24 protein-coding genes and 1 riboswitch are annotated in these 26,696 nt (G+C 70.6%); of the genes, 14 read left to right on the top strand and 10 right to left on the bottom strand.

The annotated features are described in order from the left end of the window. Positions 1 to 9 precede the first annotated feature (9 nt). On the top strand, positions 10 to 1,254 hold the full coding sequence (locus tag ACIBKX_RS02240) for an Ig-like domain-containing protein (protein ID WP_363277312.1): 1,245 nt from the start codon (positions 10 to 12) through the stop codon (positions 1,252 to 1,254). Positions 1,255 to 1,315: 61 nt separating this feature from the next. Here ACIBKX_RS02240 and ACIBKX_RS02235 read toward each other — a convergent pair whose 3' ends face one another. Next, positions 1,316 to 1,717 carry a hypothetical protein gene (locus ACIBKX_RS02235; RefSeq protein ID WP_363277311.1) on the bottom strand — a complete coding sequence of 134 codons (402 nt, stop codon included), beginning with the start codon at positions 1,715 to 1,717 and terminating at the stop codon, positions 1,316 to 1,318. Positions 1,718 to 1,897: 180 nt separating this feature from the next. Between ACIBKX_RS02235 and ACIBKX_RS02230 the strand changes: the two genes are divergently transcribed. The 6 genes from ACIBKX_RS02230 to ACIBKX_RS02205 all read left to right on the top strand — a co-directional run bounded on the left by ACIBKX_RS02230 (position 1,898) and on the right by ACIBKX_RS02205 (position 9,098). Beyond that, on the top strand, positions 1,898 to 2,518 hold the full coding sequence (locus ACIBKX_RS02230) for a heme-copper oxidase subunit III (protein ID WP_055566234.1): 621 nt from the start codon (positions 1,898 to 1,900) through the stop codon (positions 2,516 to 2,518). Positions 2,519 to 2,581: 63 nt separating this feature from the next. Then, positions 2,582 to 3,391 (top strand): c-type cytochrome, encoded by an 810-nt coding sequence (locus ACIBKX_RS02225; RefSeq protein ID WP_363277310.1) that lies wholly within the window; start codon positions 2,582 to 2,584, stop codon positions 3,389 to 3,391. Next, positions 3,388 to 4,449 (top strand): Rieske 2Fe-2S domain-containing protein, encoded by a 1,062-nt coding sequence (locus ACIBKX_RS02220; protein ID WP_363277309.1) that lies wholly within the window; start codon positions 3,388 to 3,390, stop codon positions 4,447 to 4,449. The genes ACIBKX_RS02225 and ACIBKX_RS02220 overlap by 4 nt, the downstream gene beginning before the upstream one ends. Further along, positions 4,446 to 6,071, top strand: a complete 1,626-nt coding sequence (locus tag ACIBKX_RS02215) for a cytochrome bc complex cytochrome b subunit (RefSeq protein WP_363277308.1) — start codon at positions 4,446 to 4,448, stop codon at positions 6,069 to 6,071. The genes ACIBKX_RS02220 and ACIBKX_RS02215 overlap by 4 nt, the downstream gene beginning before the upstream one ends. A 138-nt stretch (positions 6,072 to 6,209) precedes the next feature. Then, entirely contained in the window at positions 6,210 to 7,274 is a 1,065-nt protein-coding gene (gene trpD / locus ACIBKX_RS02210; protein ID WP_363277307.1) for an anthranilate phosphoribosyltransferase, read from the top strand. Between the two features lie 102 nt (positions 7,275 to 7,376). Beyond that, positions 7,377 to 7,493: riboswitch (SAM riboswitch) on the top strand. 204 nt (positions 7,494 to 7,697) lie between these two features. Next, positions 7,698 to 9,098: an aminotransferase class V-fold PLP-dependent enzyme gene (locus tag ACIBKX_RS02205; protein ID WP_363277306.1), complete on the top strand. Its 1,401-nt coding sequence runs from the start codon at positions 7,698 to 7,700 to the stop codon at positions 9,096 to 9,098. On the opposite strand, the gene ACIBKX_RS02200 is transcribed toward ACIBKX_RS02205, so the two are convergent. The 7 genes from ACIBKX_RS02200 to ACIBKX_RS02170 form a co-directional block, all read right to left on the bottom strand. Further along, the gene (locus ACIBKX_RS02200) at positions 9,050 to 10,249 is read right to left on the bottom strand and encodes a glycerate kinase (protein ID WP_363277305.1); all 1,200 of its coding nucleotides are present in this window, start codon (positions 10,247 to 10,249) and stop codon (positions 9,050 to 9,052) included. The two genes, ACIBKX_RS02205 and ACIBKX_RS02200, sit on opposite strands and share 49 nt — an antisense overlap. Positions 10,250 to 10,423: 174 nt before the next feature. Beyond that, positions 10,424 to 11,845 (bottom strand): SLC13 family permease, encoded by a 1,422-nt coding sequence (locus tag ACIBKX_RS02195; RefSeq protein ID WP_363277304.1) that lies wholly within the window; start codon positions 11,843 to 11,845, stop codon positions 10,424 to 10,426. Between the two features lie 75 nt (positions 11,846 to 11,920). Continuing rightward, positions 11,921 to 12,583 (bottom strand): response regulator transcription factor, encoded by a 663-nt coding sequence (locus ACIBKX_RS02190; RefSeq protein WP_363277303.1) that lies wholly within the window; start codon positions 12,581 to 12,583, stop codon positions 11,921 to 11,923. Next, positions 12,580 to 14,043 (bottom strand): ATP-binding protein, encoded by a 1,464-nt coding sequence (locus tag ACIBKX_RS02185; RefSeq protein WP_363277302.1) that lies wholly within the window; start codon positions 14,041 to 14,043, stop codon positions 12,580 to 12,582. Before ACIBKX_RS02185 ends, ACIBKX_RS02190 begins: the two co-directional genes overlap by 4 nt. Further along, a complete protein-coding gene (locus ACIBKX_RS02180; RefSeq protein ID WP_363277301.1) occupies positions 14,030 to 14,356 on the bottom strand; it encodes a small secreted hydrophilic protein in 327 nt (108 codons plus the stop codon). Before ACIBKX_RS02180 ends, ACIBKX_RS02185 begins: the two co-directional genes overlap by 14 nt. Before the next feature lie 81 nt (positions 14,357 to 14,437). Further along, positions 14,438 to 14,719, bottom strand: a complete 282-nt coding sequence (locus ACIBKX_RS02175) for an Lrp/AsnC family transcriptional regulator (protein WP_249590376.1) — start codon at positions 14,717 to 14,719, stop codon at positions 14,438 to 14,440. Beyond that, positions 14,716 to 15,447: a rhomboid family intramembrane serine protease gene (locus tag ACIBKX_RS02170; protein WP_363277300.1), complete on the bottom strand. Its 732-nt coding sequence runs from the start codon at positions 15,445 to 15,447 to the stop codon at positions 14,716 to 14,718. The genes ACIBKX_RS02175 and ACIBKX_RS02170 overlap by 4 nt, the downstream gene beginning before the upstream one ends. A gap of 138 nt (positions 15,448 to 15,585) precedes the next feature. Here ACIBKX_RS02170 and ACIBKX_RS02165 point away from each other — a divergent pair, with 138 nt between their 5' ends. The 5 genes from ACIBKX_RS02165 (at position 15,586) to ACIBKX_RS02145 (ending at position 21,154) form a co-directional block, all read left to right on the top strand. Then, positions 15,586 to 15,825: a hypothetical protein gene (locus ACIBKX_RS02165; RefSeq protein ID WP_135328915.1), complete on the top strand. Its 240-nt coding sequence runs from the start codon at positions 15,586 to 15,588 to the stop codon at positions 15,823 to 15,825. Between the two features lie 34 nt (positions 15,826 to 15,859). Continuing rightward, entirely contained in the window at positions 15,860 to 17,209 is a 1,350-nt protein-coding gene (locus ACIBKX_RS02160; RefSeq protein WP_363277299.1) for an NYN domain-containing protein, read from the top strand. Positions 17,210 to 17,479: 270 nt separating this feature from the next. Beyond that, a complete protein-coding gene (locus ACIBKX_RS02155; RefSeq protein WP_363277298.1) occupies positions 17,480 to 18,511 on the top strand; it encodes an NlpC/P60 family protein in 1,032 nt (343 codons plus the stop codon). A 379-nt stretch (positions 18,512 to 18,890) separates the two neighbouring features. Beyond that, positions 18,891 to 19,928, top strand: a complete 1,038-nt coding sequence (locus ACIBKX_RS02150) for an NlpC/P60 family protein (RefSeq protein WP_363277297.1) — start codon at positions 18,891 to 18,893, stop codon at positions 19,926 to 19,928. Between the two features lie 38 nt (positions 19,929 to 19,966). Next, entirely contained in the window at positions 19,967 to 21,154 is a 1,188-nt protein-coding gene (locus ACIBKX_RS02145; protein WP_363277296.1) for a hypothetical protein, read from the top strand. Here ACIBKX_RS02145 and ACIBKX_RS02140 read toward each other — a convergent pair. Next, positions 21,111 to 22,373, bottom strand: a complete 1,263-nt coding sequence (locus ACIBKX_RS02140) for a glycosyltransferase family 87 protein (RefSeq protein WP_363277295.1) — start codon at positions 22,371 to 22,373, stop codon at positions 21,111 to 21,113. The genes ACIBKX_RS02145 and ACIBKX_RS02140 overlap by 44 nt on opposite strands. A gap of 106 nt (positions 22,374 to 22,479) precedes the next feature. Here ACIBKX_RS02140 and ACIBKX_RS02135 point away from each other — a divergent pair, with 106 nt between their 5' ends. Beyond that, entirely contained in the window at positions 22,480 to 23,622 is a 1,143-nt protein-coding gene (locus tag ACIBKX_RS02135) for a glycosyltransferase family 4 protein (RefSeq protein WP_363277294.1), read from the top strand. A 168-nt stretch (positions 23,623 to 23,790) separates the two neighbouring features. Here ACIBKX_RS02135 and ACIBKX_RS02130 read toward each other — a convergent pair whose 3' ends face one another. After that, positions 23,791 to 25,587 carry an AMP-dependent synthetase/ligase gene (locus ACIBKX_RS02130; RefSeq protein WP_363272540.1) on the bottom strand — a complete coding sequence of 599 codons (1,797 nt, stop codon included), beginning with the start codon at positions 25,585 to 25,587 and terminating at the stop codon, positions 23,791 to 23,793. A 332-nt stretch (positions 25,588 to 25,919) separates the two neighbouring features. On the opposite strand from ACIBKX_RS02130, the gene ACIBKX_RS02125 reads away from it, so the two are divergent. Further along, a complete protein-coding gene (locus ACIBKX_RS02125) occupies positions 25,920 to 26,669 on the top strand; it encodes a metallophosphoesterase (RefSeq protein ID WP_363272559.1) in 750 nt (249 codons plus the stop codon). Positions 26,670 to 26,696 lie beyond the last annotated feature (27 nt).

Genomic DNA, 26,696 nt, shown 5'->3' with positions numbered 1-26,696 from the left:
CGTGAGTGCATGAGCCACTCACCGCGAATCCGCACGGTACTGAGCTGCACGATGCTGGTGGCCGCCCTCGGTGTCGGGGCCACGGCGTGCGGCAGCGACGGTCATCCGCTCTCGGCGAAGCCGTATGACGCGGCAAGCCAGATCGCCTTCAACGGCCCGGTGGGCAGCAAGAAGGCGGATCCGGACAAGCCCCTGGAGATCACCGCCCAGGGCGAGGACGGGCGCATCACCGATGTGACGGCCACCGACGAGCTCGGCCGGTACGTGGCCGGTGAACTCGCCGCCGACGGCGCCCGCTGGCACAGCACGACGCCGCTCGCCGCCGGTGCGCACTACACGGTGCGGGTCAGCACCGAGGACGAGGAAGGCTCGCCCGGCCGCAAGGTCATGGCCTTCGACACCGACAAGGTCGGCAAGAAGAAGCGACTGGACGTCACCTTCGGCCCCGATTCGGGCAAGTACGGCGTCGGCCAGCCCGTCACGGCCGAACTCAGCCACAAGGTGAAGGGCAAGGAGGCCCGGGCCGTGGTGGAGCGGGCGCTGAAGGTGGAGACGCAGCCCGTGGTCGACGGAGCCTGGCACTGGGTGGACGGCAAGACGCTGCACTACCGCCCCAAGGAGTACTGGCCGGCCGGCGCGAAGATCGACGTACGCAGCAATCTCGAGGGCATCAAGGTCGGCAAGAAGCTGTGGGGCGGCGACGCCAAGCCGCTGAAGCTGACCATCGGCGACCGCATCGAGGCCGTGACGGACGCCGGTTCGCACTGGATGACGGTCTACCGCAACGGCGAGGAGATCAACTCCATCCCGGTGACCACCGGCAAGCCCGGCTACTCCACGCGCAACGGCGTCAAGGTCGTGCTCGGCAAGGAGTACGCCGTACGGATGACCAGCGCCAGCATCGGCGCTTCGGACTTCTACGACAAGATGGTCTACTACGCGACACGGGTGACGGACTCCGGCGAATATGTGCACGCCGCGCCCTGGTCGGTGGGCTCGCAGGGCGCCGCGAACACCAGCCACGGCTGCACCGGGATGAGCACCGGGAACGCCGCCTGGTTCTACGAGACGGTCCGCCAGGGCGACCTGGTGAAGGTCATCAACAGCTACGGCGAGGACATGCCGACGTTCGGCAACGGCCTCGGCGACTGGAACATGAGCTGGAAGAAGTGGCGCGAGGGCAGCGAGCTGCTCGCGGGCACCAAGGACGGCCGCACGGCGGTCGACGCGGCCCGACTGCGGCCGCAGGTCTAGCGACGCCGCAGAACGGCACAGAGGGCCCCGCGCGCAGGCGCCGGGGCCCTCTGTCGTGCCGTCAGGCCTCGACGGCCTGCCGGGTGCGCAGCAGGGCGGCCAGCGAGTCGGCGAACTCGACCGGTTCCACCGGAAGGGTCACCGCCGCCTCCGCGCGGCTCCAGGTGGCCAGCCAGGCGTCCTGCGGGCGGCCCATGAGCAGCAGCACCGGCGGGCACCGGAAGATCTCGTCCTTGATCTGCCGGCAGACGCCCATGCCGCCGACCGGCTTGGCCTCGCCGTCCAGGACACATACGTCGATGCCGCCGCGGTCCAGCTCCTTCAGGACGGCGGGCAGCGTCGCGCACTCGATGAACTCGACCTCGGGAACGTCCGCGGCCGGCCTGCGTCCCGTGGCCAACCTGACCTGCTCGCGGGTGCTCGCGTTGTCGCTGTAGACCAGCACCGTGGCGGTCGGCTGCATTGTTCCTCCGCTTCGTCGAGGGGGCTCTCGGCCGGGGGCCGATGCGCGGATGCTACTCCTCCGGACACCCCGTCAACACCGGTTCGGACAGCCCTTCGATGGGCCATACGGGCAGGACACACCCCGCAGACACTCCGAACGGCACCCCCCGGGGTGAGGGCGGGATAAGCGACCGACATAATGTCGGTCGTGGCGACAGCAACGACAGTAGATACCGGGCACGCGCACCCGCCGGTCAATCGGCCGAACCTCACCAGCGTCGGAACCATCATCTGGCTCAGTTCCGAGCTGATGTTCTTCGCGGCCCTCTTCGCGATGTACTTCACCCTGCGATCGGTGACAGGTCCTGATCACTGGAAGGAAATGGCCTCGGCCCTTAACTTCCCGTTCTCGGCGACGAACACCACGATCCTGGTGCTCTCCTCCCTCACCTGCCAGCTCGGCGTCTTCGCCGCCGAGCGCGGTGACGTGAAGAAGCTCCGGATGTGGTTCATCGTCACCTTCATCATGGGTGCGATCTTCATCGGCGGTCAGGTGTACGAGTACACCGAGCTGGTCAAGCACGAGGGCCTCTCGCTCTCGTCCGACCCGTACGGCTCGGTCTTCTACCTGACCACCGGCTTCCACGGACTGCACGTGACAGGCGGCCTGATCGCCTTCCTGCTGGTCCTCGGCCGCACCTACGCGGCCCGGAGGTTCACCCACGAGCAGGCGACCGCAGCCATCGTCGTGTCCTACTACTGGCACTTCGTCGATGTCGTGTGGATCGGCCTTTTCGCCACGATCTACATGATCAAGTAGCCGGGCCCGAACCCGAACCATTCCGAAGCATCGACGCAGAAGATCCTGACACCGGGGTAATCCGTGAAAAAGCTCTCCGCACGACGACGCCACCCGCTGGCGGCGGTCGTCGTCCTACTCCTCGCGCTGGCGGCCACCGGGGGGCTGTACGCCGCGTTCGCACCCGCGGACAAGGCGCAGGCCGATGACACCGCCCAGTCCCTCGCCATCGACGAGGGCAAGAAGCTCTACGCCGTGGGCTGCTCCAGCTGCCACGGAACCGGCGGTCAGGGGTCCTCCGACGGTCCGAGCCTGGTCGGCGTCGGCGCCGCCGCCGTTGACTTCCAGGTCAGCACCGGCCGTATGCCGCTCCAGCAGCCCGGCGCCCAGGCGCCGAAGAAGAAGGCCATCTACAACCAGGCCGAGATCGACCAGCTCGCGGCGTACATCGCCTCGCTGGGCGCCGGCCCCTCCGTCCCCACGGAGAAGCAGTACAGCCCGGACGGGGCGGACATCGCCAAGGGTGGCGAGCTGTTCCGCACCAACTGCGCGCAGTGCCACAACTTCACCGGTGAGGGCGGCGCGTTGACGAAGGGCAAGTTCGCTCCTTCGTTGGAGGATGTCTCCCCGAAGCACATCTACGAGGCCATGCAGACCGGCCCGCAGAACATGCCGTCCTTCCCCGACACGACGATGCCGGAGAAGAACAAGAAGGACATCATCGCGTACCTCGACGCGGTCAACGGCGACAAGACCGAGAGCCCTGGCGGTCTCAAGCTGGGCGGTCTGGGTCCGGTCAGTGAAGGCCTCTTCGGCTGGATCTTCGGTCTCGGCACGCTGATCGCGGTCGCCGTGTGGGTCGCCGCTCGGACCGCAAAGGCCAAGAAGTCATGAGTAGCCAAGAGATTCCAGAAGAGAAGCACCTGCCCAGCGAGCAGGAGACCGAGCACGGCTCGGTAGCGGTCGCGGACGAGGAGAACCCGTTCGCCGACCCGGGGCTGCCGCCCCATGAGCACCGGATCCAGGACATCGACGAGCGGGCCGCCAAGCGCTCCGAGCGTACGGTCGCCTTCCTGTTCCTGCTCTCGATGCTGGCCACCGTGGGCTTCATCGCCTCGTTCGTGGCCTTCCCGGTCGACAAGAGCGTCTACATCTGGCCCATCGGCCACATCAGCGCGCTCAACTTCGCCCTGGGCATGACCCTCGGCATCGCCCTCTTCTGCATCGGCGCGGGCGCGGTCCACTGGGCCCGCACCCTGATGTCCGATGTGGAGGTCGCCGACGACCGGCACGCCATCGAGGCCGAGCCCGAGGTCAAGGCCAAGGTCATGGCCGACTTCAAGGCCGGTGCCGAGGAGTCGCAGTTCGGTCGGCGCAAGCTGATCCGCAACACGATGTTCGGTGCGCTGGCCATGGTGCCGCTCTCCGGTGTCGTCCTGCTCCGTGACCTCGGTCCGCTGCCCGAGGACAAGCTGCGGCACACGCTGTGGGCCAAGGGCAAGCTGCTCGTGAACATGAACACGAACGAGCCGCTGCGCCCGTCGGACGTCCAGGTCGGTTCGCTGACCTTCGCCAAGCCCGAGGGCCTGGAGGAGCACGACCACGACTTCCAGACGCAGATCGCCAAGGCAGCCCTGATGATCATCCGGATCCAGCCGGACAACATCAAGGACAAGCGCGAGCTTGAGTGGTCGCACGAGGGCGTCGTCGCGTACTCCAAGATCTGCACCCACGTCGGTTGCCCGATCTCCCTGTACGAGCAGCAGACGCACCACGTCCTCTGCCCGTGCCACCAGTCCACCTTCGACCTCTCCGACGGTGCCCGAGTGATCTTCGGCCCGGCCGGTCACGCACTGCCGCAGCTGCGCATCGGCGTGAACGACGAGGGCTACCTCGAGGCGCTCGGCGACTTCGAAGAGCCCGTCGGTCCTGCATTCTGGGAGCGCGGATGAGCACCAACGAGAATTCACGGAAGAAGGCGCCCGCCGGTGAGCGGGTCGCCGACTGGGCCGACGGCCGCCTGGGGATCTACTCCCTGGCCAAGGCCAACATGCGGAAGATCTTCCCGGACCACTGGTCCTTCATGCTCGGTGAGATCTGCCTCTACAGCTTCATCATCATCATCCTCACGGGTGTGTACCTGACGCTGTTCTTCCACCCGTCGATGAACGAGGTGGAGTACCACGGCAGCTACGTCCCGCTGCAGGGACAGCTGATGTCCGAGGCGTTCAACTCGACCATGCACATCTCCTTCGATGTGCGCGGTGGTCTGCTGATCCGGCAGATCCACCACTGGGCGGCGCTGATCTTCCTCGCCGGCATGTTCGTGCACATGATGCGCGTGTTCTTCACGGGCGCGTTCCGCAAGCCGCGTGAGATCAACTGGCTGTTCGGCTTCCTGCTGTTCGTCCTCGGCATGTTCACCGGCTTCACCGGTTACTCGCTCCCGGACGACCTGCTCTCCGGCACCGGTGTCCGCTTCATGCAGGGCGCGATCCTGTCCGTGCCGATCGTCGGCACGTACCTGTCGATGTTCCTGTTCGGCGGGGAGTTCCCCGGCGGCGACTTCGTGGCCCGGTTCTACTCGGTGCACATCCTGTTGCTGCCCGGCATCATGCTCGGCCTCGTGGTGGCGCACCTGATCCTGGTCTTCTACCACAAGCACACGCAGTTCGCGGGTCCCGGCAAGACGAACAAGAACGTCGTCGGCATGCCGCTGCTGCCCGTGTACATGGCCAAGGCCGGCGGCTTCTTCTTCCTGGTCTTCGGTGTCATCGCGGCCATCGCGGCGATCGCCTCGATCAACCCGATCTGGGCGCTCGGCCCGTACCGTCCGGACCAGGTGTCCACCGGCGCCCAGCCCGACTGGTACATGGGCTTCGCCGAGGGTCTGATCCGTGTCATGCCGGGCTGGGAGATCAACCTCTGGGGTCACACGCTCGTCCTGGGCGTGTTCATCCCGCTGGTGATCTTCCCGCTGGTCCTCGCGGCGATCGCGGTCTACCCGTTCATCGAGTCCTGGGTCACCGGAGACAAGCGCGAGCACCACATCCTGGACCGCCCGCGCAACGCCCCGACCCGTACGGCCTTCGGTGTCGCGTGGATCACGGCGTACATGATCATGCTCGTCGGTGGTGGCAACGACCTGTGGGCCACGCACTTCCACCTGTCGCTGAACGCGATCACCTGGTTCGTCCGGATCTTCTTCTTCGTCGGACCGGTCCTCGCCTTCATCGCCACCAAGCGGATCTGCCTGGGTCTGCAGCGGCGCGACAAGGACAAGGTGCTGCACGGACGCGAGTCCGGCATCATCAAGCGCCTGCCGCACGGTGAGTTCATCGAGGTCCACGAGCCGCTCGGTCAGGAGCAGCTGCACACGCTCACCGCGCACGAGCAGTACGAGCCGATCGAGATCGGCCCGACGGTCGACGAGAACGGCGTCGAGCGCAAGGTGTCCGGTTCGCAGAAGCTCCGCGCCAAGCTCTCGAAGGGCTACTACGGGGAGGAAAGCCAGATCCCCAAGCCCACCGTCGAGGAGTACAAGGAGATCACGAGCGGCCACGGCCACCACTGATCCCCTGGAGCCCACCGGGCTCTGACCACAAGGTCGCCACGGCAGGAGCCCCGTCCATTGCATGGACGGGGCTCTTTGCCGTCCCCGGAGCTGGATAGGGTGTCCTCGACCCCTTTTATACGAACCCAGGAGCGGCAGATGAGCGCTGTGACCCCCGCAGGAGGCAACACCGCGGCGGGCCGTTCCTGGCCCGACGTACTGAACGGCCTGCTCTACGGCCACGACCAGAGCGCGGACGCGACCGCCTGGGCGATGGACCGCATCATGCGCGGCGAGGCCACCGAGGCGCAGATCGCGGGCTTCGTGGTGGCGCTGCGGGCCAAGGGCGAGACCGTGGAGGAGATCTCCGGTCTGGTGCGCGCGATGTACGAACACGCCAATGTGATCGACGTGCCGGGCGCGACCGTCGACATCGTCGGTACGGGCGGTGACGGCGCCAAGACCGTCAACATCTCCACGATGTCCGCGATCGTCATCGCCGGCGCGGGCGCGAAGGTCGTCAAGCACGGCAACCGCGCCGCGTCATCGGCCAGCGGCGCCTCCGACGTACTGGAGAAGCTCGGCGTCAACCTGGAGCTCACCCCGCAGCGGGTGGTCGAGGTCGCCGAGGAGGCCGGGATCACCTTCTGCTTCGCGGTCAAGTTCCACCCGGCGCTGCGGCACGCGGGCGCCGCGCGCAGCCAGTTGGGCATCCGGACCGTGTTCAACCTGCTCGGTCCGCTCACCAATCCGGCCAGGGTGCGGGCCCAGGCGGTCGGTGTCGCCGACGCGCGGATGGCGCCGGTCGTGGCCGGGGTGTTCGCCGAGCGCGGCAACTCCTCCCTCGTCTTCCGCGGCGACGACGGGCTCGACGAGCTGACGACGACGTCGACGTCCCGGGTCTGGGTGGTGCGCGACGGAGCCGTGCGCGAGGAGGCCTTCGACCCGCGTGACGTCGGCATCGACCTGGTGCCCGTCGAGGCGCTGCGCGGCGCCGACGCCTCGTACAACGCGGAGGTCGCCCGGCGGCTGCTCGACGGCGAGACCGGGCCCGTGCGGGACGCCGTGCTGCTCAACTCGGCGGCGGCGCTCGTCGCCCTCTCGCCGGGCGAGGGGAGCCTCGCGGAGCAGATCCGGGGCGGTATGGCGAAGGCGGCCGAGTCGATCGACTCCGGGGCCGCGAAGAAGGCCCTGGCGCGCTGGGTGGCGGCCAGCAACCGCTGACGTACCGACGTACCGACGCACGCCCTGAATGTGACGCAAGGCGCAGTCCGGATCCTGGACTGCGCCTTGCGCGTCGAAGATCGTGTGGCAAGATGCTGGACAGGTCATGAGTGACAGCGATTAGGCCCCGGCTTGCTGTCCGGCAACCCTCCGTCCGTGGCGGGGTGCCCCGGGTGAAGACCAGGCCGTACGCAGCAAGGCGTATGGCAAGCGCGGACCCCTCGCTACCAGGGGTCCTGGTCCTCGAGGGAGCAGTCTCGTGAGCAAGCGAATGCGGTAGGGCCTAGGGCCCCGTTCGCAGTACCCCCTCCGCCCGGCGAAGAGCGCCGCGCGTCGAGGCAACACCCGTACGCGGAGCAGCAGTTGTGCTGCCGCACGGGATCTTACGCAGCTGTTCCGTCTTGCTCGCAGGGAGATTTCGCCATGTCCGCACGCCCCGCCGCCGCCCAGGTCACCGCCACCGACGCCGACTCCGCCGACCCCTGCTGTGCCGCCCCGCTGCCGGTGCTCGGCCGGGACGTCACCGTGCCGCTCGTCACCGGTGGCGAGGTGACCTACGCCGCGCTCGACTACGCGGCCAGCGCCCCCGCGCTGCAGCGGGTGTGGGACGACGTCGCCGCCTACGCGCCGTACTACGGCAGCGTGCACCGCGGCGCCGGGTACCTCTCGCAGCTCTCCACCGACCTGTTCGAGAACAGCCGGGTCACCGTCGCCGAGTTCCTCGGCTGCCGGGAGGGCGACCAGGTCGTCTTCACCCGGTCGACCACCGACTCGCTCAACCTGCTCGCCGCCGCGCTGCCCGCCGACTGCCAGGTCTTCGTCTTCGAGACCGAGCACCACGCCTCGCTGCTGCCCTGGCGCGACGCCCGCGTGACCTACCTGAACGCTCCCCGCACCGCGGACCAGGCCGTCGAGACCCTGGAGCGCGCGCTGGCCGACCGCGATCCCTACGGGCCCGCCCTGGTCTGCGTGACCGGCGCGTCGAACGTCACCGGTGAGCTGTGGCCGGTCAGGGAGCTGGCCGCCGCCGCCCACGCGCACGGCGCCCGGATCGTCCTGGACGCCGCGCAGCTCGCGCCCCACCACCCGGTCTCCATCAGCGAGTTGGACGTAGACTGGGTCGCCTTCTCCGGCCACAAGCTGTACGCGCCCTTCGGCTCGGGCGTGCTCGCGGGCCGCTCCGACTGGCTGCAGTCCGCCGAGCCCTACCTCGCGGGCGGCGGCGCCTCGCGGAAGGTGGCGCGGCGCACCGACGGCGGTGTGGACGTGGAGTGGCACGACACCGCGGCGCGGCACGAGGCCGGTTCGCCGAACGTCATCGGCGTGTACTCGATCGCCGCCGCCTGCAAGGCGCTCACCGAGGCGGGCTTCGACGAGCTCGTGTCCCGTGAGCGGCACCTCATCGCCAAGGTCCGCGAGGGCCTCGCCGAGGTGCCCGCCGTGAAGGTCCTCTCGCTCTTCGGCGACGACGCCCCGCGCGTCGGAGTCATCTCCTTCGTCGTCGACGGCTGGAACAGCTCGCACTTCGCGGCGGCGCTCTCCGCCGAGTACGGCATCGGCGTACGCGACGGTCTGTTCTGCGCCCACCCGCTGGTGCGCACCCTGCTCGGCAGCGACCCGCAGACCCAGGGCGAGTGCGGTGCCCCCGAGGCCGCGCCCGGCGAGAAGTCGCTGAACGCGATCCGGGTGAGCTTCGGCGCGGGCACCCCGGACGAGCACGTCGACCGCTTCGTGCGCGCCGTAAAGGAGCTGGTGGCGGACGGCGCGCGGTGGAACTACCGCACCGAGGACGGGCGTTGCGTGCCGGACACCAGCGCCGCCTGACGGTCCGGCAGGCGTGAGCCGAGGACGATCATCCGCAGGGCGCGCTCGGTCGCGTCGGTGAGGAACTCACCGCCGCGCCCCAGCGCCTCGGTGAGCGAGACCGGGGCGGGCAGGATCGCGCTGTAGGCGTCCACGCCCGCCGCCCGTACGTGGTGTGCGCCGTGGCCGATGGTGCCCGCGAGGACGAGGACGGGACGGCCCGACCGCTTGGCGCGCCGCGCCACCTCGGCGGGGATTTTCCCGCGCGGCGTCTGGTGGTCGAGGGCGCCCTCGGCGGTGACGACGAGGTCGGCGGCGGCGAGGCGGGCGTCCAGGTCCAGGTGGTCGAGGAGGACGTCGAAGCGGGGGAGCAGCCGGGCGCCGAGGGCGGCGAGTCCCGCGCCCAGACCGCCGGATGCGCCCGTGCCGGGGCCGAGGGCGAGGTCCTCGCGGACGTCGAGGTCACGGGTCAGGACGTGGGCCCAGTGTTCGAGGGCGGCGGCCAGTACCTCGACCTGGGTGGGCGTGGCGCCCTTCTGGGGGCCGAAGACGCGGGCCACGCCGCGTTCGCCGGTCAGGACGTTGAAGGGGTTGCAGGCGACGCGGATCTCGGTGTCCTTCAGACGGGGGTCGAGTCCTGCCGGGTCGATGCGGCACAGGCGGGTCAACTCCCTTCCGCCGTGCGGGAGTTCCCAGCCGTCCGCGTCCAGGAGCCGGGCACCCAGTGCCTGCAGCGCGCCGGCGCCCCCGTCGGACGTACCGGAGTCCCCGCAGCCCACCAGGATGCGGCGGGCCCCCGCGTCCAGGGCGGCGCGGATCAGCTCGCCGACTCCGTACGTCGTGGTGGCGCCCGGATCGCGCAGCTCGCGCGGGACCAGGGAGAGCCCGGCCACGGCCGCCATCTCGACGACCGCCGTGCCGTCCGGCAGCAGCGCGAAGTGGGTGCCGACGCGCTGGCCGACGGGTCCGGTGGCGGGCAGTGCGACCAGCCGGCCGCCGCCCGTGGCGGCCAGGGCGCGCGCGGTGCCTTCGCCGCCGTCCACCAGCGGGATCAGATCGGTCACCGCGTGCGGGAGGACACGGCGTACTCCTTCGGCGATGGCCTCGGCCGCGGACTGCGCGGACAGGGACTCCTTGAAGCCGCTGGGGGCGATGGCGAAACGGGTCAGCATGAGGGTCTCCAGGGCAGAGGGGGCTGATGGGCGAGGGGGGAGCGCCCCGAAGGGGCGCGGGGCTGTGACGTCGGCGGCTGCGCCGCGAAGGGGGTCCCCCTGTTCGAGCGAAGTCGAGAACTTGGGGGAGCGACCAGCCCCCACCGGCCCGCAGATGACGTTCCGGCACAGCGCTCAGCGAACCGGCACGCCGAGCAGCGGCCACAGCGCGACGGCGAAGAGCAGGACGAGTGCGGCGGTCAGCGGTGCCAGGACCGCGGAGAGGCGCAGCAGGTCGCGCGGGGTGTAGGTGGGGGTGCCCGGCACCTCGGCGAAGAGCGTGACCGGCTTCGCGGAGGCGGGCAGGGTGTGGCAGAAGCCCGCGGCGGCGGTGGAGGCGAGGGCCGCGGCGACCGGGTTGACGCCCGCGCCGACGGCCGCCGCGACGACCAGCGGCACCAGGACCGACGAACGGGCCGAGCGGGACTGCAGGATCAGATGCGCGGCCGTGCTGACCGCTATGACCACCGTCAGGAACAGCCAGGGCGGCACATCCAGCGGCACCCCGCCCACCAGCCACTTCGCCGCCCCCGAGTCGGCGAGCGCGACGCCCATCGCCATCGTCGCCGCCATGAAGAGCAGCAGCGACCAGGGCACCGTCTTCAGCGCGTCCTTCAGGCGTACGGTGCCGAGCGCCGGGGAGGAGGCGACGACCGCGCCGATCAACGCGACGACGGCGGGCGGCACTTGGTGCAGAGGCTCACTGCACCAGAGCACGACGACGGTCGCCAGGAGCAGCGCGCAGCGGGTCTCGGCCGACTCCCAGGGGCCGGTGACGGGCTGCTCGCTGTGCTCCTGGAGCTGCTCGACCGTGATGTGGACAGAGCTGCCGGGACCCTTGCGGTCCGCCCGCTTCGTCGTCGTCAACAGCACGGCCTCCGCCGCGAGATGGGACGAGGCGATGGCGAGCGGCAGGCCGAGCAGCAGCCACTGCGTGAAGCCGATCCGCTCGCCCGTCGCCTCCCACAGGACCGACACCGTGATCAGATGCGCTCCCGCGCCGATCAGGGTCGCGACCGCGGAGAGCAGGATCACGGTCGGGAAGAGCAGCGCGAGCATCACGACCAGTCGCTTCCGGTCGGCGAGGACCTTGGCGAGGGCCAGGAAGACGGGCAGCGCGAGCGCGGCGCGCCCCGAGGTGGCCGGCACCGCGAACGCCGTGACGACGAGCGCCGCCGTCGTCAGATGCGTCAACTGCCGTACGCTGCGAGCCCCGCTGACCAGGAAGGCCGCCGCCCGCCCCGCCAGACCGCTGCGGGCCACGGCGGCCGCGAGCACGAAGGCGCAGATCAGCAGCCAGACCGTCTCGTCGCCGAGGGTGCCGAAGAGCGTGTCGCTGCTGATCACGCCGGTCGCGGTGAGCGCGAGGCCCGCGCCGAGCGCTATGTACGTGTCGTCGATCGGCGTACCGATCCACGCGCAGGTCGCCAGGGCGAACACGGCGAGGGTGAGACGGGCGTCGCCGCCCAGGCCGGGGAAGTTGCCGGGCACCACGAGCAGCGCGCAGAGGCTGAGCGCTGTGCAGAGGGTGATGGCTTGGCGCGGGTTCAGGGTCACACATTGAGCGTCGGGCCCGGCTGTGAGCCCTCAATGAGCCGTGGATGAAAGGAAGTTCACCCGGGGCTGGGGGGGCTACCCCGGCAGCCGGTATCCCATCCCGCGCACCGTCTCCACCCGCTCCGCGCCCAGCTTCTTGCGCAGCGCCCTGACATAGACGTCCACGATGTTGGACCCCGGGTCGAAGTCGTAGCCCCACACGTGGGAGAGGATCTGCTCGCGTGAAAGGACCTGCCCCGGATGGCGCAGGAACAGTTCGAGCAGCACGAACTCACGGGCCGTCAGATCCACTGTGCGCTCGCCCGAACGCGCCCTGCGGGTGCGCAGATCCAGCGTCAGCTCGCCGCTGCGCAGGACCGTCACCTCGGGGGCCCGCGCCGCCGTGCGCAGCCGCAGCCGCACCCGCGCGAGGAGTTCCTCGAAGCGGAACGGTTTGGTCATCCAGTCGTCGGCGCCGCCCTCAAGGCCCGCCACCGTGTCCCGGACCGAGTCGCGGGCCGTCAGCACGATGACCGGCGTGGTCACCCGCGACTCGCGCAGCTGGCGCAGGACCGTGAATCCGTCCTTGCCGGGCAGCCCGATGTCCAGGACGACCAGGTCGAAGCCGCCGGTCAGGGCGTAGTCGTAGGCCGCCTCTCCGTCGCCGACGACACTGGTGGTGAAGCCGTTGGCGCGCAGCCCCTTCTCGACGAACGAGGCGATGCGTTCCTCGTCCTCGACGATGAGTATCCGGTTCATGACTGCTCCGTTTCCTGCGGCGCCATGGCCCGCAGTACGAGTACGAAGGTGGCGCCGCCGCCTTCAGTTGTGCGCAGCTCGACCTGCCCGCCGTGCCCTTCGGCGATCGCCCGCACGATGGCGAGGCCGAGCCCGGCACCGGTGGCGCGGGAGCCGCGGCGTGCCGTGCCGCGCCGGAACCGCTCGAAGATCACCGCGGCGTCCTGCGCCTGCACGCCGGGCCCGCTGTCCGCGACGTACAGCTCGACCCGTCCGGGTGAGGTGCGAGAGCCGATGCTGACGCGCTGGCCCTGCACGGTGTGCTGCACCGCGTTCTGCGCGAGCTGCACCATCGCCTGGGTGATGCGCTGGGGGTCCAACGAGGTCTCGGCGTCGGCGACTTCGGCGAGGTGCCAGTCGCGGTCGCCCAGGGCCCGTGCCTTGACGAAGACATCGGCGGTCAGCTCGGCGAGCTGCACCGGCTCGGGGGTGACGAAGTCGGGGCGCTCCGCCTTGGCGAGAAGCAGCAGGTCCTCGACGATGCGGCTCATCCGGTCGAGCTCCTCCATCACGATCCGGACGGTCTCCTCGCGCTCGGCCGCGTTCTCGGTGGCGGTCCCCATCAGCTCCAGATGGCCGCGCACGATGGTGATGGGGGTGCGCAGCTCGTGGCCCGCGTCGTCGACGAACTCGCGCTGCGCCGCGAAGGCCCGCTCCAGGCGGTCCAGCATGCCGTTGAACGTTTCGGCGAGCGCCGCGATGTCGTCCCGTCCCTGCACCGGGATGCGCTGGGTCAGATCCTGCTCGGTGAGCTGCGCGGCCGTCGTACGCACCAGGCGTACGGGCTTGAGGATGCGGCCCGCGACCGCCCAGCCGATGCCGGTCGTCATCAGGAGCGCCACTCCGGAGATCGCGAGCAGCATCGTGAACACGTCGCCCGCCTTGGCCTGTTCGCCGGCGGGGTGGAAGGCCACGACGAACGCCGCCGGGGGATGCCCGGCGCTCGCCCCGATCTGCACCTTCGCCCAGCGGATCTCGCCCCGGTCGCGGTGCAGCGTGCCGGAGCCGTCGGAGGAGTCGAAGACGGCCTTGAGCGCGGCGGAGTCCTTGGCGAGCGGATGGTCGACGCGCAGCTCGCGGGACTGCTCCTTGGTGGCGGGCGCCCTGCCGTCACGGCCGACCAGACCGAGCAGTTCCTCGTCGGGGTCGGCGTACTGCCGCTGCAGGTAGAGACTGAGCAGCGGGTCGGGGTCGGTGAACTGCTCGCCGGTGCGCGGATCGACCCCTTCGCGTACGAAGTTGGTGAACTCCCCGGTCTCCTGGACCAGGAGGCGGTCGATGCGGTGGTCCACGTCGCGCAGGAGCACCGAGCGGGTCGTGGCGGCCACCGCGGCGAGAGCGACGGCCATCACGAAGAGCAGCCAGAGCAGGATGCGGACGCGTGCGGAGACCCAGCGGCGCGGCGGCTCAGCCGTCGTCACCGGGGCCGTCGTCGTCGTTGTCGCCCTGGGAGCCGCCTGATCCGGTGGAACCGCCGTCGTCCCCTTCGTTCCGGTCGTCGTCGTTGTCATCGCCGGAAGGATTCTCGCTGACCGGGGGCGGCTTCACCGTCTCGTCGCTGGGGGTGGGGCGCGGGGACGTGGGCGCGGTGGAGGGCGAGCCGCTCTCCAGCTCCACCTTGGGCGGCACCTTGGGCGACTCGGGGCTGTCGGTCAGGGCATAGCTGGTCGCGGCGATGCCCAGCGGTATCGCGACGACGGCGGCCAGGGCCGCCATGCGGTGGGAGAAGACCATGACAGCGAGGGTGTGGGACGTACCGCTTCGAAAGCATGAGCCGCAGATGAAGAAACCCTCATGCGGTGGACGCGGCCACGGCTAGGAGTCGAGGCCGATCGCGAACGCGGCCTCAAGGTCGTGCTGCGAGTACGTGCGGAACGCGACGTGCGTGTCCGTCGCCTCCACGCCCGGGATCTTGCTGATCTTGCCGGGGATGACGTCGGCCAGATCGTCGTGGCGGCCGACGCGGACCATGGCGATCAGGTCGTACGTCCCCGTCACGGAGAAGACCTCGCTGACGCAGTCGAGCGCGGCGATCGACTCGGCGATCTCCGGGATCCGGTCCACGCTGGTCTTGATGAGCACGATCGCGGTGATCACGGCTGACTGTCTCCCTCGGTAGCCGGTGCTGGCTTCTTCACTCTAGCCGCCCTCCTGTAGCGGCCCCACGCGTACAGAAACCCTAGGGAGAACCCGACGAGGTGGGCCAGATAGGCCACCCCGGGACCCTGTCCGCCCTGCAGCGCGGCCAGCCACTGGAGCGTCACCCAGAACGGCAGCACCACCCAGGCGGGGAACCGCAGCGGCAGGAAGAAGAGGAACGGGAAGAGGCTGGTGACCCGCGCCCTGGGGAAGAGCTTGAGGAAGGCGCCGAGCACCGCCGAGATCGCCCCCGACGCGCCCACCAGGGTCTGGTCGGACCCCGCGTGCGCGACCGCGTAGGCGAGCAGGGCGAGATAGCCGCAGCCCAGGTAGAAGAGCGCGAACTGGACGTGCCCCATCCGCTCCTCCACCATCGCCCCGAAGACGTAGAGGAAGAGCATGTTGCCGAGCAGATGCAGCCAGCTGCCGTGCACGAAGAGCGCGGTGGCCGGGGTGAGCGCGGCGCGCGGCACCCCGCCGATCAGCTCGGAGGGGACCACGCCCCAGCGCCGGAAGTAGTCCTGCTGGGCGGCGAGCAGCGCGTCACCGGTGCCGTACACGGGATTGAGCCCGGACACCGGGGAGATCAGGAAGACCAGACAGCAGACGGCGATCAGGCCGTACGTCACCGGGGCCGACTGGCCCCTGATCAGCCGGACGGCCGTCGTACCCCATGCGTTGATCATGAACAGAGCATGACGTAACGGACGCTACCCGCACAGACCGCCTCGCCGCCGTGGACGCCGCCGCATGGAGACCCTTACAGGCCTTAGGGTTACGGGCACCACGCACCATGGAATTTTGAAGGAAGGCGAACAGCCACGATGACGGTTCCCCTGCCGACCGACACGACCCGGTGGCGCTGCACGCTCTGCGGCAACCTCACGCGTTTCGACGTGACCCGCTCCTCGAAGGTCGTCGAGTATGTGCACCTCGACCTGGCCGGTGAGTCGAACGTCGAGGAACGCGAGGTGGTCAGTGAGACCATCGAGTCGGTGCGCTGCCGCTGGTGCAACGCGGTGGACAAGGTGGAACTCGTGGACAGGCCGGGCGCCGGCTCCTGAGGGAGCGGGCCCCGCACAGCTAGTGGGGTGAGCGATGGTGGAGAGCGCGAGCGGGGAGCCGGACGACGGCGCCGCTGAGGTGCTCGACCGCCCGCTGCCCGACGGGGTGCGCCGCCGGGTCGTCCAGATCGTCTCGGACGGCTTCGGCGGTCTCACGGTGAGCGAACTGCCCGCCCAGTTGCGGCAGTACGCCCGTTTCACCCCGACCCGGCGCGTGAAGTTCGCCGGCAACGCGATGGCGACCGCCCTGGAGGGCGACGCGCTCTTCCGGCAGCGCATCGGCGAACGTCTCAGAGAGGCCCAGCCCGAACTCACCGGCGCCCTGGACGCGGGCTCGCCGCCCCCGGCCGCGGATCCGCTCGATGTGGCGGCCGCGGCCTATGTGCTGCGCCCCACCGGCTGGGTGAAGCTGGTGACCGCCGCGGGCGAGGAGGCCCAGCGGGCGGACGCCGAGCGCGTCGACGACGAGACCAGGGCCGAGCTGGAGCGGCTGCGCGAGGAACTCGCGGCGGCCCGCGGCCAGACCAAGGCCGAGACGGAGCGGCTGCGCACCGAGCTCGAGGCGGCGAAGAAGGAAGCCGAATCGATGCATCGCAAGCTGCGCGGGGCGCTCAGCGACGTCAAGCGCGGCGAGGCGGCCCTGCGCAAGGCCGCTGCCGACGCCGACGCGGTGCGCGCCGAGGGCCAGGCGCAGGTGTCCGCCGCCGAGAGCGAGACCCGGCGGCTCAAGGCCAGGCTCGGCGAGACCGAGGCGGCCCTTGAGGCCAGCCGCAGGGCGGCACGTGAGGGCCGCAGCGTCGAGGACATGCGGGTGCGGCTGCTCCTGGACACGGTCCTGGAGGCCACGCAGGGGCTGCGCCGCGAACTCGCCCTGCCGCCCGTGTCGGTGCGGCCCGCCGAGACCGTGGACGCCGTCGAGCCGGGGCGGATGACGCCGAAGGACATCGCGGCCCGCGCGCTCTCCGAGAACGATCCGGCCATCCTGGACCAGCTCCTCGCGCTGCCGCAGGCGCACCTGGTCGTGGACGGCTACAACGTCACCAAGACCGGCTATCCGACGATGCCGCTGGAGAAGCAGCGCCTTCGCCTGCTCGGCTCGCTCTCGCAGCTCGCCGCGCAGACCGGCGCCGAGGTGACGTGCGTCTTCGACGGGGCCGAACTCGCCGCGCCCGTGCTGCTCGCGCCGCCCCGCGGGGTGCGGGTGCTGTTCTCCAAGCCGGGCGTCACGGCGGACGAACTGATCCGCCAGCTGGTGCGCGCGGAGCCTCCAGGGCGCCCCGTGGTCGTCGTCTCGACCGACCGCGAAGTGGCCGACGGGATCGCGAAGGCGGGGGCGCGGCCGGTCGCTTCGGTCGTCCTCCTGAAGCGGCTTTCGCGCGGCTAAGGGTGCCTGAGTAACTGCTGTTCCTTATGCCCGAATTGGGGCGACGCCTGTTGCGACGTAGCGTCAATTGCCCCTCACTGCCTGTGCGTCAAGGGTAAAGAATGCGCCGGACCGTCGACTTTTTCATGGTCAGGATTTGAACTGATCACGAGAAGGTCACTAGGGTCTCGCCTCGAACCTCCGCTCGGTTGATCACCCATCCGGGGTGACAGCGGTGGTACCCGCCCACCGGGTCTCGGTAGGCGGCTGGAGGAAGAAGGAGCCGCCTTCGTGGCGTCCCACCGTCGACCCAAGCAGCCGAGCCGCGCCCGTGTGACCGTGCTCACCGCGACCGCCGCCGCTGCCGTGGCCCTCACCTCGCAGGCCGCCAACGCCTCGCCCAGCGAGAAGCCGAGCAAGGACGAGGTCAAGTCCAAGGTCGACAAGCTCTACGAGGACGCCGGCCGGGCCACCGACCGGTACAACGGCGCCAAGGAGAAGCAGGAGAAGCTCGAGAAGGAGATCGGCGAGCTTCAGGACAAGGTCGCCCGCGGCCAGGAGGACCTCAACGACCTGCGCAGCGGCCTCGGTTCGATGGCCAGCGCGCAGTACCGCTCCGGCGGCATAGACCCCTCCGTCCAGCTCTTCCTCTCCGCCGACCCGGACGACTACCTCGACAAGGCGTCCACCATGGACCAGTTGAGCAGTCAGCAGGTCGAGGCGCTCAAGAAGGTCCAGGACAAGCAGCGGACCCTCGCGCAGGAGCGCAAGGAGGCTTCCGACAAGCTCAAGGACCTCGCCGACACGCGCAAGGAACTGGGCAAGAAGAAGAAGGAAGTCCAGAGCAAGCTCGGCGCCGCCCAGAAGCTGCTCAACACCCTGACCGCCAAGGAGAAGGCGGAGCTCGCCGCGAAGGAGCAGCGCGCGAGCCGCGATGCCGGCGACCGCGTGGACCTCGGCAAGGAGGCCCCGGCCTCGCAGCGCGGCCAGGCCGCCCTCAGCGCCGCCGCGACCCAGCTCGGCAAGCCGTACGTCTCCGGCGGCAGCGGCCCCAACTCCTACGACTGCTCGGGCCTCACGCAGTGGGGTTACAACCAGGCCGGTGTGCAGATCACCCGCACCACCTACACCCAGCAGAACGACGGCACGAAGATCGGCCGCAGCGAGCTGAAGCCGGGCGACCTGGTGTTCTTCAACAGCCTCGCGCACGTCGGCTTCTACGCGGGCAACGGCCAGGTCCTGCACGCCCCGAAGCCGGGTGCCGTGGTGCGCTACGAGTCGATGAGCACGATCGGCTCCTTCCAGTTCGGCGTCCGCATCTGAAACGACCGGCGTGCCGCCCGAACGGGCGAATTCCGCCGACTGCCGCTGACTCAACGCCCCGTCCTCGACCTGCGTCGATGGCGGGGCGTCCGGCTGAGTATGGGCGACCCCCGTCGCGTTGCGTGATAGCTTGCGCGCTGTCCGTCAGCTCCGGCCGCCGGGCCTACCGCCGGACGGGCGGGAAGTGACGCCTGTGGAGGCACGCGTAAGACCGGAACGCAGCGTCCGGCAGGGGCCCGTGAAGCAGGAACCCGCCGGAAGCCGGTCCGCGACGCGGGCCGGCAGGCCGGAGCCTCGGCCGCCGTGCCGCGGAGGACGTCAATGTCGCGCGCATTCCCCGACCGTCGGGGGCGTCAGCGGAAGAGGAGAGCGGCTTCCCTTGGGATCCCATCGTCGTCCCGCAGATTCCGGACTCGACCGGGGTGCGCGTGGCACCCGCAGCACCGTTCTTTCCGTCGCGGCGGCCACCGCTGCCGCCGCTCTCGGAGCCGCTCCCGCGGGCGCCGCTCCCCAGGACACCCCGTCCGACACCAAGGCCAAGGTGGACCGCCTCTACGAGGAGGCGGAGAAGGCCACCGAGTCGTACAACAAGGCCGACGAGCGCGCCGACACCCTGCGCACGCAGGTGGAGCGGGCCAAGGACAGCGTCGCCCGCGGCCAGGAGCGGATCAACACGATGCGCGGGGCGCTCGGCGCGCTCGCCGGGGCGCAGTACCGCTCGGGCGGCATCGACCCCTCGCTCGCCCTGATGCTCTCCGCCGACCCGGACGGCTATCTGGACAAGGCGGCGGCGCTCGACCGCATCGGCGCCCGCCAGGCCGACGAACTCACCGACCTGCGGCGGGCCCAGCGCTCCCTCACCCAGGAGCGCACGGAGGCCACCCGCAAACTCGCCGAGCTGGAGAAGAGCCGCACCGCCGTCGCCCGCCACAAGCGCACCGTCGAGCACAAGCTCGCCAAGGCGCGGCGGCTGCTCAACTCCCTGCCGTCGCAGGAGCGCGCGGCGTACGACAGGGCGTCGCGCTCGGGCCGCGGCGAGCTGCCCGACCCCGGCGGTGCCGCGCCCGCCTCGTCGCGGGCCGCGGCCGCCATCGCCGCGGCACGCTCGGCGGTCGGCAAGCCGTACATCTGGGGCGCCAACGGCCCCTCCGGCTTCGACTGTTCGGGGCTCACGCAGTGGTCGTACGCACAGGCGGGCGTCGGTCTGCCGCGTACCTCGCAGGCCCAGCGGTACGCCGGACGGCAGGTGCCGCTGGCCCAGGCGCAGCCCGGTGACCTCGTCGCCTACCGGGACGACGCCAGTCACATCGGGATGTACATGGGCAACGGCCAGGTCGTGCACGCGCCCTACCCCGGAGCGGCCGTGCGCTACGACCCGGTGGGCATGATGCCGGTGTCGTCGGTGACGCGGATCTGACCGGCGTCGCGCCGCCCGCTCGCCGTACGATCTGAGTCATGGCTGGTCGCTGGCGTGTCTGGGGGGTGCCGGCGCTCTGTGCCGCGCTGCTCGCCGGGTGCGGGGGGCCGACGGCTCCCGATGCCGCCCCCGTCGAGGTGCGGCGGCTGCTGGAGCGGCGCGCGGACGCGGTGCTCGACCGGGACGCGGCGGCGTACCGCGCGACCGGGCGCCCGGCCGAGGCCTACGACAACCTCCGCGACGTCCCGCTGGATTCGTGGGAGTACCGCCTGACCGCCTTCGACCGCGACGGCACCCGCGCCACGGCCACCGCCGAGCTGCGCTACCGGATCAAGGGCTACGACCGCGCGCCGCTCAGCACCCTGCGCTCGCTCTCGCTGAAGGAGCGCGACGGACGGTGGTACGTCGCCGCCGAGCGGCCCGCGAAGAAGGCCACCGAGCAACTCTGGGACCAGGGGCCCGTCGCGTCCGTACGGGGCACGCACAGCCTCGTCCTGGGCGTCGGGCGGGGCGAGCGGGAGACCGCGGAGCTGCGCGGCTACGCGGAGCTCGCCGACCGCGCGGTGCCGGCGGTGCGGGACGCCTGGCCGGGGAAGTGGCCGGAGCGGGTCGTCGTGCTCGTGCCCGAGTCCCTGGACGGCATGGCGGGGCTGCTGGGGGCGCCGGCCTCCGGCTACCAGGGGATCGCGGCGGTGACCACGGGGGAGGCGGGTGGCTCCGGGCGGACGCCGGCCGACCGGATCATCGTCAACCCGGAGGCGTACGGCGTGCTCGGCGACTTCGGCAAGCAGGTCGTCCTCACCCACGAGACGACCCATGTCGCCACCCGCGCGGACACCTCACCGGCCACCCCGCTGTGGCTCTCCGAAGGCCTCGCCGACTGGGTGGGCTACCGGGGCACGGGCCGCTCGGCCACGCAGGCGGCGCCCGAACTGCGGCGCGCCGTCCAGGAGTCGCGGCTGCCGGCCGCGCTCCCCGAAGACGGCGACTTCGGCTTCAGCGGGGACGCGGGGAAGCTGGCGCAGGCCTACGAAGGCGCGTGGCTGGCCTGCCGGATGATTGCCGACCAGTGGGGCGAGGAACGTCTGACGGCCTTCTACGAAGCGGTCGGCGAGCACAAGAAGAGGCCCGGTGCGGTGGAGGACGCCATGAAGGAGGTCCTCGACACCACTCCGGAGGAGTTCACGGCGCGGTGGCGTACGTATCTGCGGGAGCAGTTGGGCTGACCTCTCCGGAGAGGGCCGGTCCGCGCTCCGGGCCGCGCGGCTCGGACACCGTCCGCCGCCACAGGTTCCGGCAGGCGAGCAGGGTCGCCGCGACGAGCAGGCCATTGCGTACGAGGAGCAGGGCGACGCCCAGCGGATCACTGGTCACCACGTGCGAGAACCAGACCGGGAACTCCAGGAACGTGACGAACGAGGCGGCGAGCACCAGACGGACCGGAAGCACCATCCGGCTGGTGCGGAAGGCCAGGCACACCGCCGCGACCCCGACCAGCCAGACCAGGTACTGCGGGCTGATCACCCGGCTCGTCACCGTGAACATCAGCACGGTGACGAACGCCGCGTCCGCGACCGTCCCCGCCGACCAGGCCCGCGCCCGCAGCCGCCACACCACGAGCCAGCAGAAGGCCGCCACGGACAGCGCCTGCGCGGCCGTGCTCACCAACGGGACGTACGGGCCGAGGAACTCCACAGAGCCGTAGTTGAGCTGCACCCGCCCCGGCCAGCCGAAGTGCCGCGCGACATGGAAGACGAGCGCGCCGAGCGACTCCACCTCGGTGCCCCGGTCGCGCTGGAAGGCCAGGAAGGCGAGCGCGCCCGGCATCGTCACCAGGAAGGCGAGGGCGAGGCCGAGCGCGGTCACGACGGCCGCGCCCCAGGAGCGCCGGGTCGCCCGCCCGCGCGGGGTCCCGGCCAGGATCAGTACCGGCCACACCTTGAGCAGCGCGCCGAACCCGGCGAGCGCGCCCAGCGTGCGCGGATGCCGGGCGCCCGCGAGCAGCGCGGCGACCGCGACGGCCGTGACCAGCACGTCGTACCGGGCATAGACGGTGGGCCCGAGCAGTGCCACGCCCGCGACCCACACCCAGGCCCCGCGCGGCGACCTGCCGGGCCGCCGGCCCGCGTACAGGAGCAGCGCGCAGACGAACGCGTCGGCGAGCAGGGCGAGCACGTAGAAGGCCGTGGGATAGGCGAGGAACGGCAGCAGCGCGGGGGAGAGGATCGCGAGGGCCGCGGCGGGCGGGTACTGCCAGGTGACGTCGTCGAGCGGGAACGTGCCGGTGCGCAGGACCTCGTACCAGCCCTGGTAGATGACGGAGACGTCGCTGGTCACGTCGGGGCCGGGGGCGGTGAGCACCTTGAGGACGCAGAGCAGCAGGAGCGTCCTCGTCAGGAACCAGACGGTCAGGATCCGCGCCACGCGCATCGAGCCCCTTTTCATGTGTTTCATCGTGATTCGCGCAGTCATGATGCCGGGCGGAACCGTAGATGACCCAAGAGGCGGGGCCGTGCCGCGCGGCCGTCGGCTTTCGGTACTGTCGGCGACGATGCACAAGACCCTGATCGTCACGAACGACTTCCCGCCCAGGCCCGGTGGCATCCAGGCGTTCCTGCACAACATGGCCCTTCGCCTGGACCCCGAGCAGCTCGTCGTCTACGCCTCGACCTGGAAGCGCGGCCGCGAGGGCGCCGAGGCGACGGCCGCCTTCGACGCCGAGCAGCCCTTCAAGGTCGTACGCGACCCCACGACGATGCTCCTTCCGACCCCCCGCGTCACCCGGCGCGCCGTCTCGCTCCTGCGTGAACACGGCTGTACGTCGGTGTGGTTCGGGGCGGCGGCACCGCTCGGCCTGATGGGTTCCGCGCTGCGCAAGGCGGGCGCCACGCGGCTCGTGGCGACGACCCACGGCCACGAGGCCGGCTGGGCGCAGCTGCCCGCCTCCCGCCAACTCCTGCGCCGGATCGGCGAGTCGACGGACACGATCACCTATCTCGGTGAGTACACCCGCTCGCGGATCGCCGCCGCGTTGACGCCCGCGGCGGCCGGGCGGATGGTGCAACTGCCGCCGGGCGTCGACGAGAAGACGTTCCACCCCGGCTCGGGGGGCGACGCGGTGCGGGCCCGGCTCGGTCTGACGGACCGCCCCGTCGTGGTCTGCGTCTCCCGCCTGGTGCCGCGCAAGGGGCAGGACACGCTGATCCTCGCCATGCCGCGGATCCTGGCGCGGGAGCCCGACGCGGTGCTGCTGGTGGTGGGCGGCGGCCCCTACGAGAAGGAGCTGCGGAAGCTGGCCGCCGAGACGGGCGTCTCGGACTCGGTCCGCTTCACCGGCGCGGTGCCGTGGGAGGAGCTTCCCGCGCACTACGGCGCGGGGGACGTCTTCGCGATGCCGTGCAGGACGCGGCGCGGGGGCCTGGACGTGGAGGGCCTCGGCATCGTCTACCTGGAGGCTTCGGCGACGGGCCTTCCGGTCGTCGCCGGGGATTCTGGCGGGGCGCCGGACGCGGTGCTCGACGGTGAGACGGGGTGGGTTGTGCGGGGTGGCGTGCCCGAGGAGGCCGCGGACCGCATCGTCACCCTGCTCGGCGACGGGGAGTTGCGTCAGCGCATGGGGGAGCGGGGCCGGGAGTGGGTGGAGGAGAAGTGGCGCTGGGATCTTCTGGCCGAGCGGCTGAAGGAGTTGCTGTAGCGCCTAGTGGGATGCCGCGGGGGTTTGTCGGGCGACTGACTGCCGTCATGGGCTGGTCGCGCAGTTCCCCGCGCCCCTGAAAGCAGGGGCGCGGGGAACTGCGCGAGCAACCAGTCGCGACCGGGAGTCGCAGGAGAACACGGCCCCCCACGGCGAGTGGGCGAACCGTCAGCCCCGGTAAAGCGCCTCGATCTCGTCGGCGTAGTCCTTCGCCACCACACTCCGCTTCAGCTTCAGCGACGGAGTCAGATGCCCCGACTCCTCCGTGAACTGCGTGGCAAGAACGCGGAACTTGCGGACCGACTCCGCCTTGGACACCGCCGCGTTGCCGTCGTCCACCGCGCTCTGGATCGCCGCGAGGAGATCCGCGTCGTCACGGAGCGACGCCGCCGTGGAGCCCGCCGGTTTCCCGTTCTCCGCGGCCCAGCGGCCGAGGAACTCGTCGTCGACCGTGACCAGCGCGCCCACGAACGGGCGCCCGTCGCCGACGACCATGCACTCGGCCACGAGGGCGTGCGCGCGGATGCGGTCCTCGATGACGGCCGGGGCGACGTTCTTGCCGCCCGCCGTCACGATGATCTCCTTCTTGCGGCCGGTGATCCGCAGATACCCGTCCTCGTCGAGCGTGCCGATGTCGCCCGTGTGGAACCAGCCGTCGGCCAGCGCCTCTTCGGTCGCGCCCTCGTTGTTCCAGTACTGCGTGAACAGGTGCTCGCCGTGCAGCAGCACCTCGCCGTCGTCGGCGATCCGCACCACGGAGCCGGGCAGCGGCTGGCCGACCGTACCGATCTTCTGGCGGTCCCACGGGTTGAAGGCCGTGGCCGCGCAGGACTCGGTCAGGCCGTAGCCCTCAAGGACCGTGAAGCCGATTCCGCGGAAGAAGTGGCCGAGGCGCTCGCCGAGCGGCGCGCCGCCCGAGATCGCGTACTCGCCGCGACCGCCGAGGACGGCCCGCAGCTTGCTGTAGACCAGCTTGTCGAACGTCTTGTACTTGATCTTCAGACCCAGCGAGGGACCGCTCGGGGTGTCGAGCGCGCGGCTGTACGCGATCGCCGTGTCCGCGGCCTTGTCGAAGATCTTGCCCTTGCCGTCGGCCTGCGCCTTGGCGCGCGCCGAGTTGTAGACCTTCTCGAAGACGCGCGGGACGCCCAGGATCATGGTCGGCCGGAACGAGGCCAGCTCGTCCGTGAGGTTCTTGACGTCGGGCGCGTGGCCGAGCTTGATCGGCGCCATCAGCGCGCCGACCTGGACCAGGCGGCCGAAGACGTGCGCGACGGGAAGGAAGAGGAGCACCGAGCACTCACCGGTGCGGAACAGCGGCTTCAGGCGCTCCACCACGTTGCCGCACTCCGCGAAGAAGCTGCGGTGGGTGAGCACACAGCCCTTGGGGCGGCCTGTGGTACCCGAGGTGTAGACGATGGTCGCCGGGTCGTCGGCGCCCGCGACCGCGCTGCGCTCGTCGACGGTCTCCTCCGGGACGTCGGCGCCCGCCCGGTTCAGCTCGTCGACGCCGCCGCGCTCGATCTGCCAGACGTTCACCAGGTCGGGCAGCCGGTCGCGCACCGAGTCGACGGCGGCGGTGTGCGCGTCCGACTCGACGACGCAGGCCACGGCGCCGGAGTCGCCCAGGATCCACTGGATCTGCTCGGCCGAGCTGGTCTCGTACACGGGAACGGTGACCGCGCCCGCGCTCCAGATCGCGAAGTCGAGGAGCGTCCACTCGTACCGCGTACGGGACATCAGACCCACGCGGTCGCCGGGCCGGACGCCGGAGGCGATGAGTCCCTTGGCGGCGGCGCGCACCTCGGCGAGGAAGGTCTTGGCGGTGACGTCCTGCCAGCTGCCGTTCACCTTGCGGCCGATGACGGCGACATCCGGGTGCTGCACGGCATTTCTGCGGACGATGTCGGTCAGATTGCCGTCCGCGGGGACCTCGTACAGGGCCGGAAGGCTGAACTCGCGCAAGACTGCTGCTCCTACATAGGGCGCCGGCGCCACGACGTTGTGCGATGCGACGGTGCGGTCCAAGATCGGGCAGGTGCTCCTGGGGGGAACCTGGGGGTGAAGACGGCTGGAGCACTACTGGACTGCCCGGACGTTACCCATGGGTATGGCTTGTTCGGTAGGGGGTCCGGGCCAGATGTTCGGTGCGTCACACGACGTTGTGGTCTGAACCGCACAGTACGCCACGCACTTCCTGACTCGGAAGTAACCGCAGGTCCGCCCCTTCCTGAGGCCTCTACCCACCTTTGCCCGCTCGTTCTAGGGTGATCGCCATGCCAGGTTTCCGGATCAATGTGGTCAGTGACGTGCACGGCAACACCAAGGATCTAGCCCGCGCGGGCGAGGGCGCCGACGCCCTGATCTGCCTCGGCGACCTGGTGCTCTTCCTCGACTACGCCGATCACTCGCGCGGCATCTTCCCCGACCTCTTCGGCGAGGAGAACGCGGACGTCCTGGTGGAGCTGCGCACCGCCCGACGCTTCGACGAGGCCAGGGAGTTCGGCAGGCGCCTGTGGGCGGGCATAGACCGCGGCCCCGCCATCGAAGGGGCCGTGCGCAAGCAGTACGCCGAGCTGTTCGCCGCCTTCCCCGCGCCTACGTACGCCACCTACGGCAACGTCGACATACCGACCCTGTGGTCGGAGTACGCGGGCCCGGGCACCACCGTCCTGGACGGCCAGCGCGCCGAGATCGGCGGCCGGGTCTTCGGCTTCGTGGGCGGCGGACTGCGCACGCCCATGCGGACGCCGTACGAGATCAGCGACGAGGAGTACGCGGCCAAGATCGAGGCCGTCGGCGAGGTCGACGTGCTCTGTACGCACATCCCGCCGGACGTCCCCGAGCTCGTGTACGACACCGTCGCGCGCCGCTTCGAGCGGGGCAGTCGGGCACTGCTGGCAGCTCTTCACAAGACCCGCCCCCGGTACGCACTTTTCGGCCACGTCCATCAACCGCTCACCCGGCGCATGCGCATCGGCGCGACGGAGTGTGTGAACGTGGGTCACTTCGCGGGCACGGGCAGACCCTGGACCCTCGAGTGGTGACACGGGCCGCGGCCCGTGGAGCGGTGA

The sequence above is a fragment of the Streptomyces sp. NPDC050658 genome (assembly GCF_044457025.1).
GTDB lineage: Bacteria > Actinomycetota > Actinomycetes > Streptomycetales > Streptomycetaceae > Streptomyces.
This window is presented reverse-complemented; position numbering and strand designations above follow the sequence as displayed.

What these genes read in the sequence shown, in the direction of transcription:
- ACIBKX_RS02220 (WP_363277309.1), top strand. Translation starts at nt 3,388, where the DNA reads ATGAGTAGCCAAGAGATTCCAGAAGAGAAGCACCTGCCCAGCGAGCAG.
- ACIBKX_RS02135 (WP_363277294.1), top strand. Translation starts at nt 22,480, where the DNA reads ATGCACAAGACCCTGATCGTCACGAACGACTTCCCGCCCAGGCCCGGT.
- trpD (WP_363277307.1), top strand. Translation starts at nt 6,210, where the DNA reads ATGAGCGCTGTGACCCCCGCAGGAGGCAACACCGCGGCGGGCCGTTCC.
- ACIBKX_RS02205 (WP_363277306.1), top strand. Translation starts at nt 7,698, where the DNA reads ATGTCCGCACGCCCCGCCGCCGCCCAGGTCACCGCCACCGACGCCGAC.
- ACIBKX_RS02235 (WP_363277311.1), bottom strand. Translation starts at nt 1,717, where the DNA reads ATGCAGCCGACCGCCACGGTGCTGGTCTACAGCGACAACGCGAGCACC.
- ACIBKX_RS02240 (WP_363277312.1), top strand. Translation starts at nt 10, where the DNA reads ATGAGCCACTCACCGCGAATCCGCACGGTACTGAGCTGCACGATGCTG.
- ACIBKX_RS02165 (WP_135328915.1), top strand. Translation starts at nt 15,586, where the DNA reads ATGACGGTTCCCCTGCCGACCGACACGACCCGGTGGCGCTGCACGCTC.
- ACIBKX_RS02160 (WP_363277299.1), top strand. Translation starts at nt 15,860, where the DNA reads ATGGTGGAGAGCGCGAGCGGGGAGCCGGACGACGGCGCCGCTGAGGTG.
- ACIBKX_RS02215 (WP_363277308.1), top strand. Translation starts at nt 4,446, where the DNA reads ATGAGCACCAACGAGAATTCACGGAAGAAGGCGCCCGCCGGTGAGCGG.
- ACIBKX_RS02190 (WP_363277303.1), bottom strand. Translation starts at nt 12,583, where the DNA reads ATGAACCGGATACTCATCGTCGAGGACGAGGAACGCATCGCCTCGTTC.
- ACIBKX_RS02230 (WP_055566234.1), top strand. Translation starts at nt 1,898, where the DNA reads ATGTCGGTCGTGGCGACAGCAACGACAGTAGATACCGGGCACGCGCAC.
- ACIBKX_RS02140 (WP_363277295.1), bottom strand. Translation starts at nt 22,373, where the DNA reads ATGAAAAGGGGCTCGATGCGCGTGGCGCGGATCCTGACCGTCTGGTTC.
- ACIBKX_RS02180 (WP_363277301.1), bottom strand. Translation starts at nt 14,356, where the DNA reads ATGGTCTTCTCCCACCGCATGGCGGCCCTGGCCGCCGTCGTCGCGATA.
- ACIBKX_RS02145 (WP_363277296.1), top strand. Translation starts at nt 19,967, where the DNA reads ATGGCTGGTCGCTGGCGTGTCTGGGGGGTGCCGGCGCTCTGTGCCGCG.
- ACIBKX_RS02200 (WP_363277305.1), bottom strand. Translation starts at nt 10,249, where the DNA reads ATGCTGACCCGTTTCGCCATCGCCCCCAGCGGCTTCAAGGAGTCCCTG.
- ACIBKX_RS02170 (WP_363277300.1), bottom strand. Translation starts at nt 15,447, where the DNA reads ATGATCAACGCATGGGGTACGACGGCCGTCCGGCTGATCAGGGGCCAG.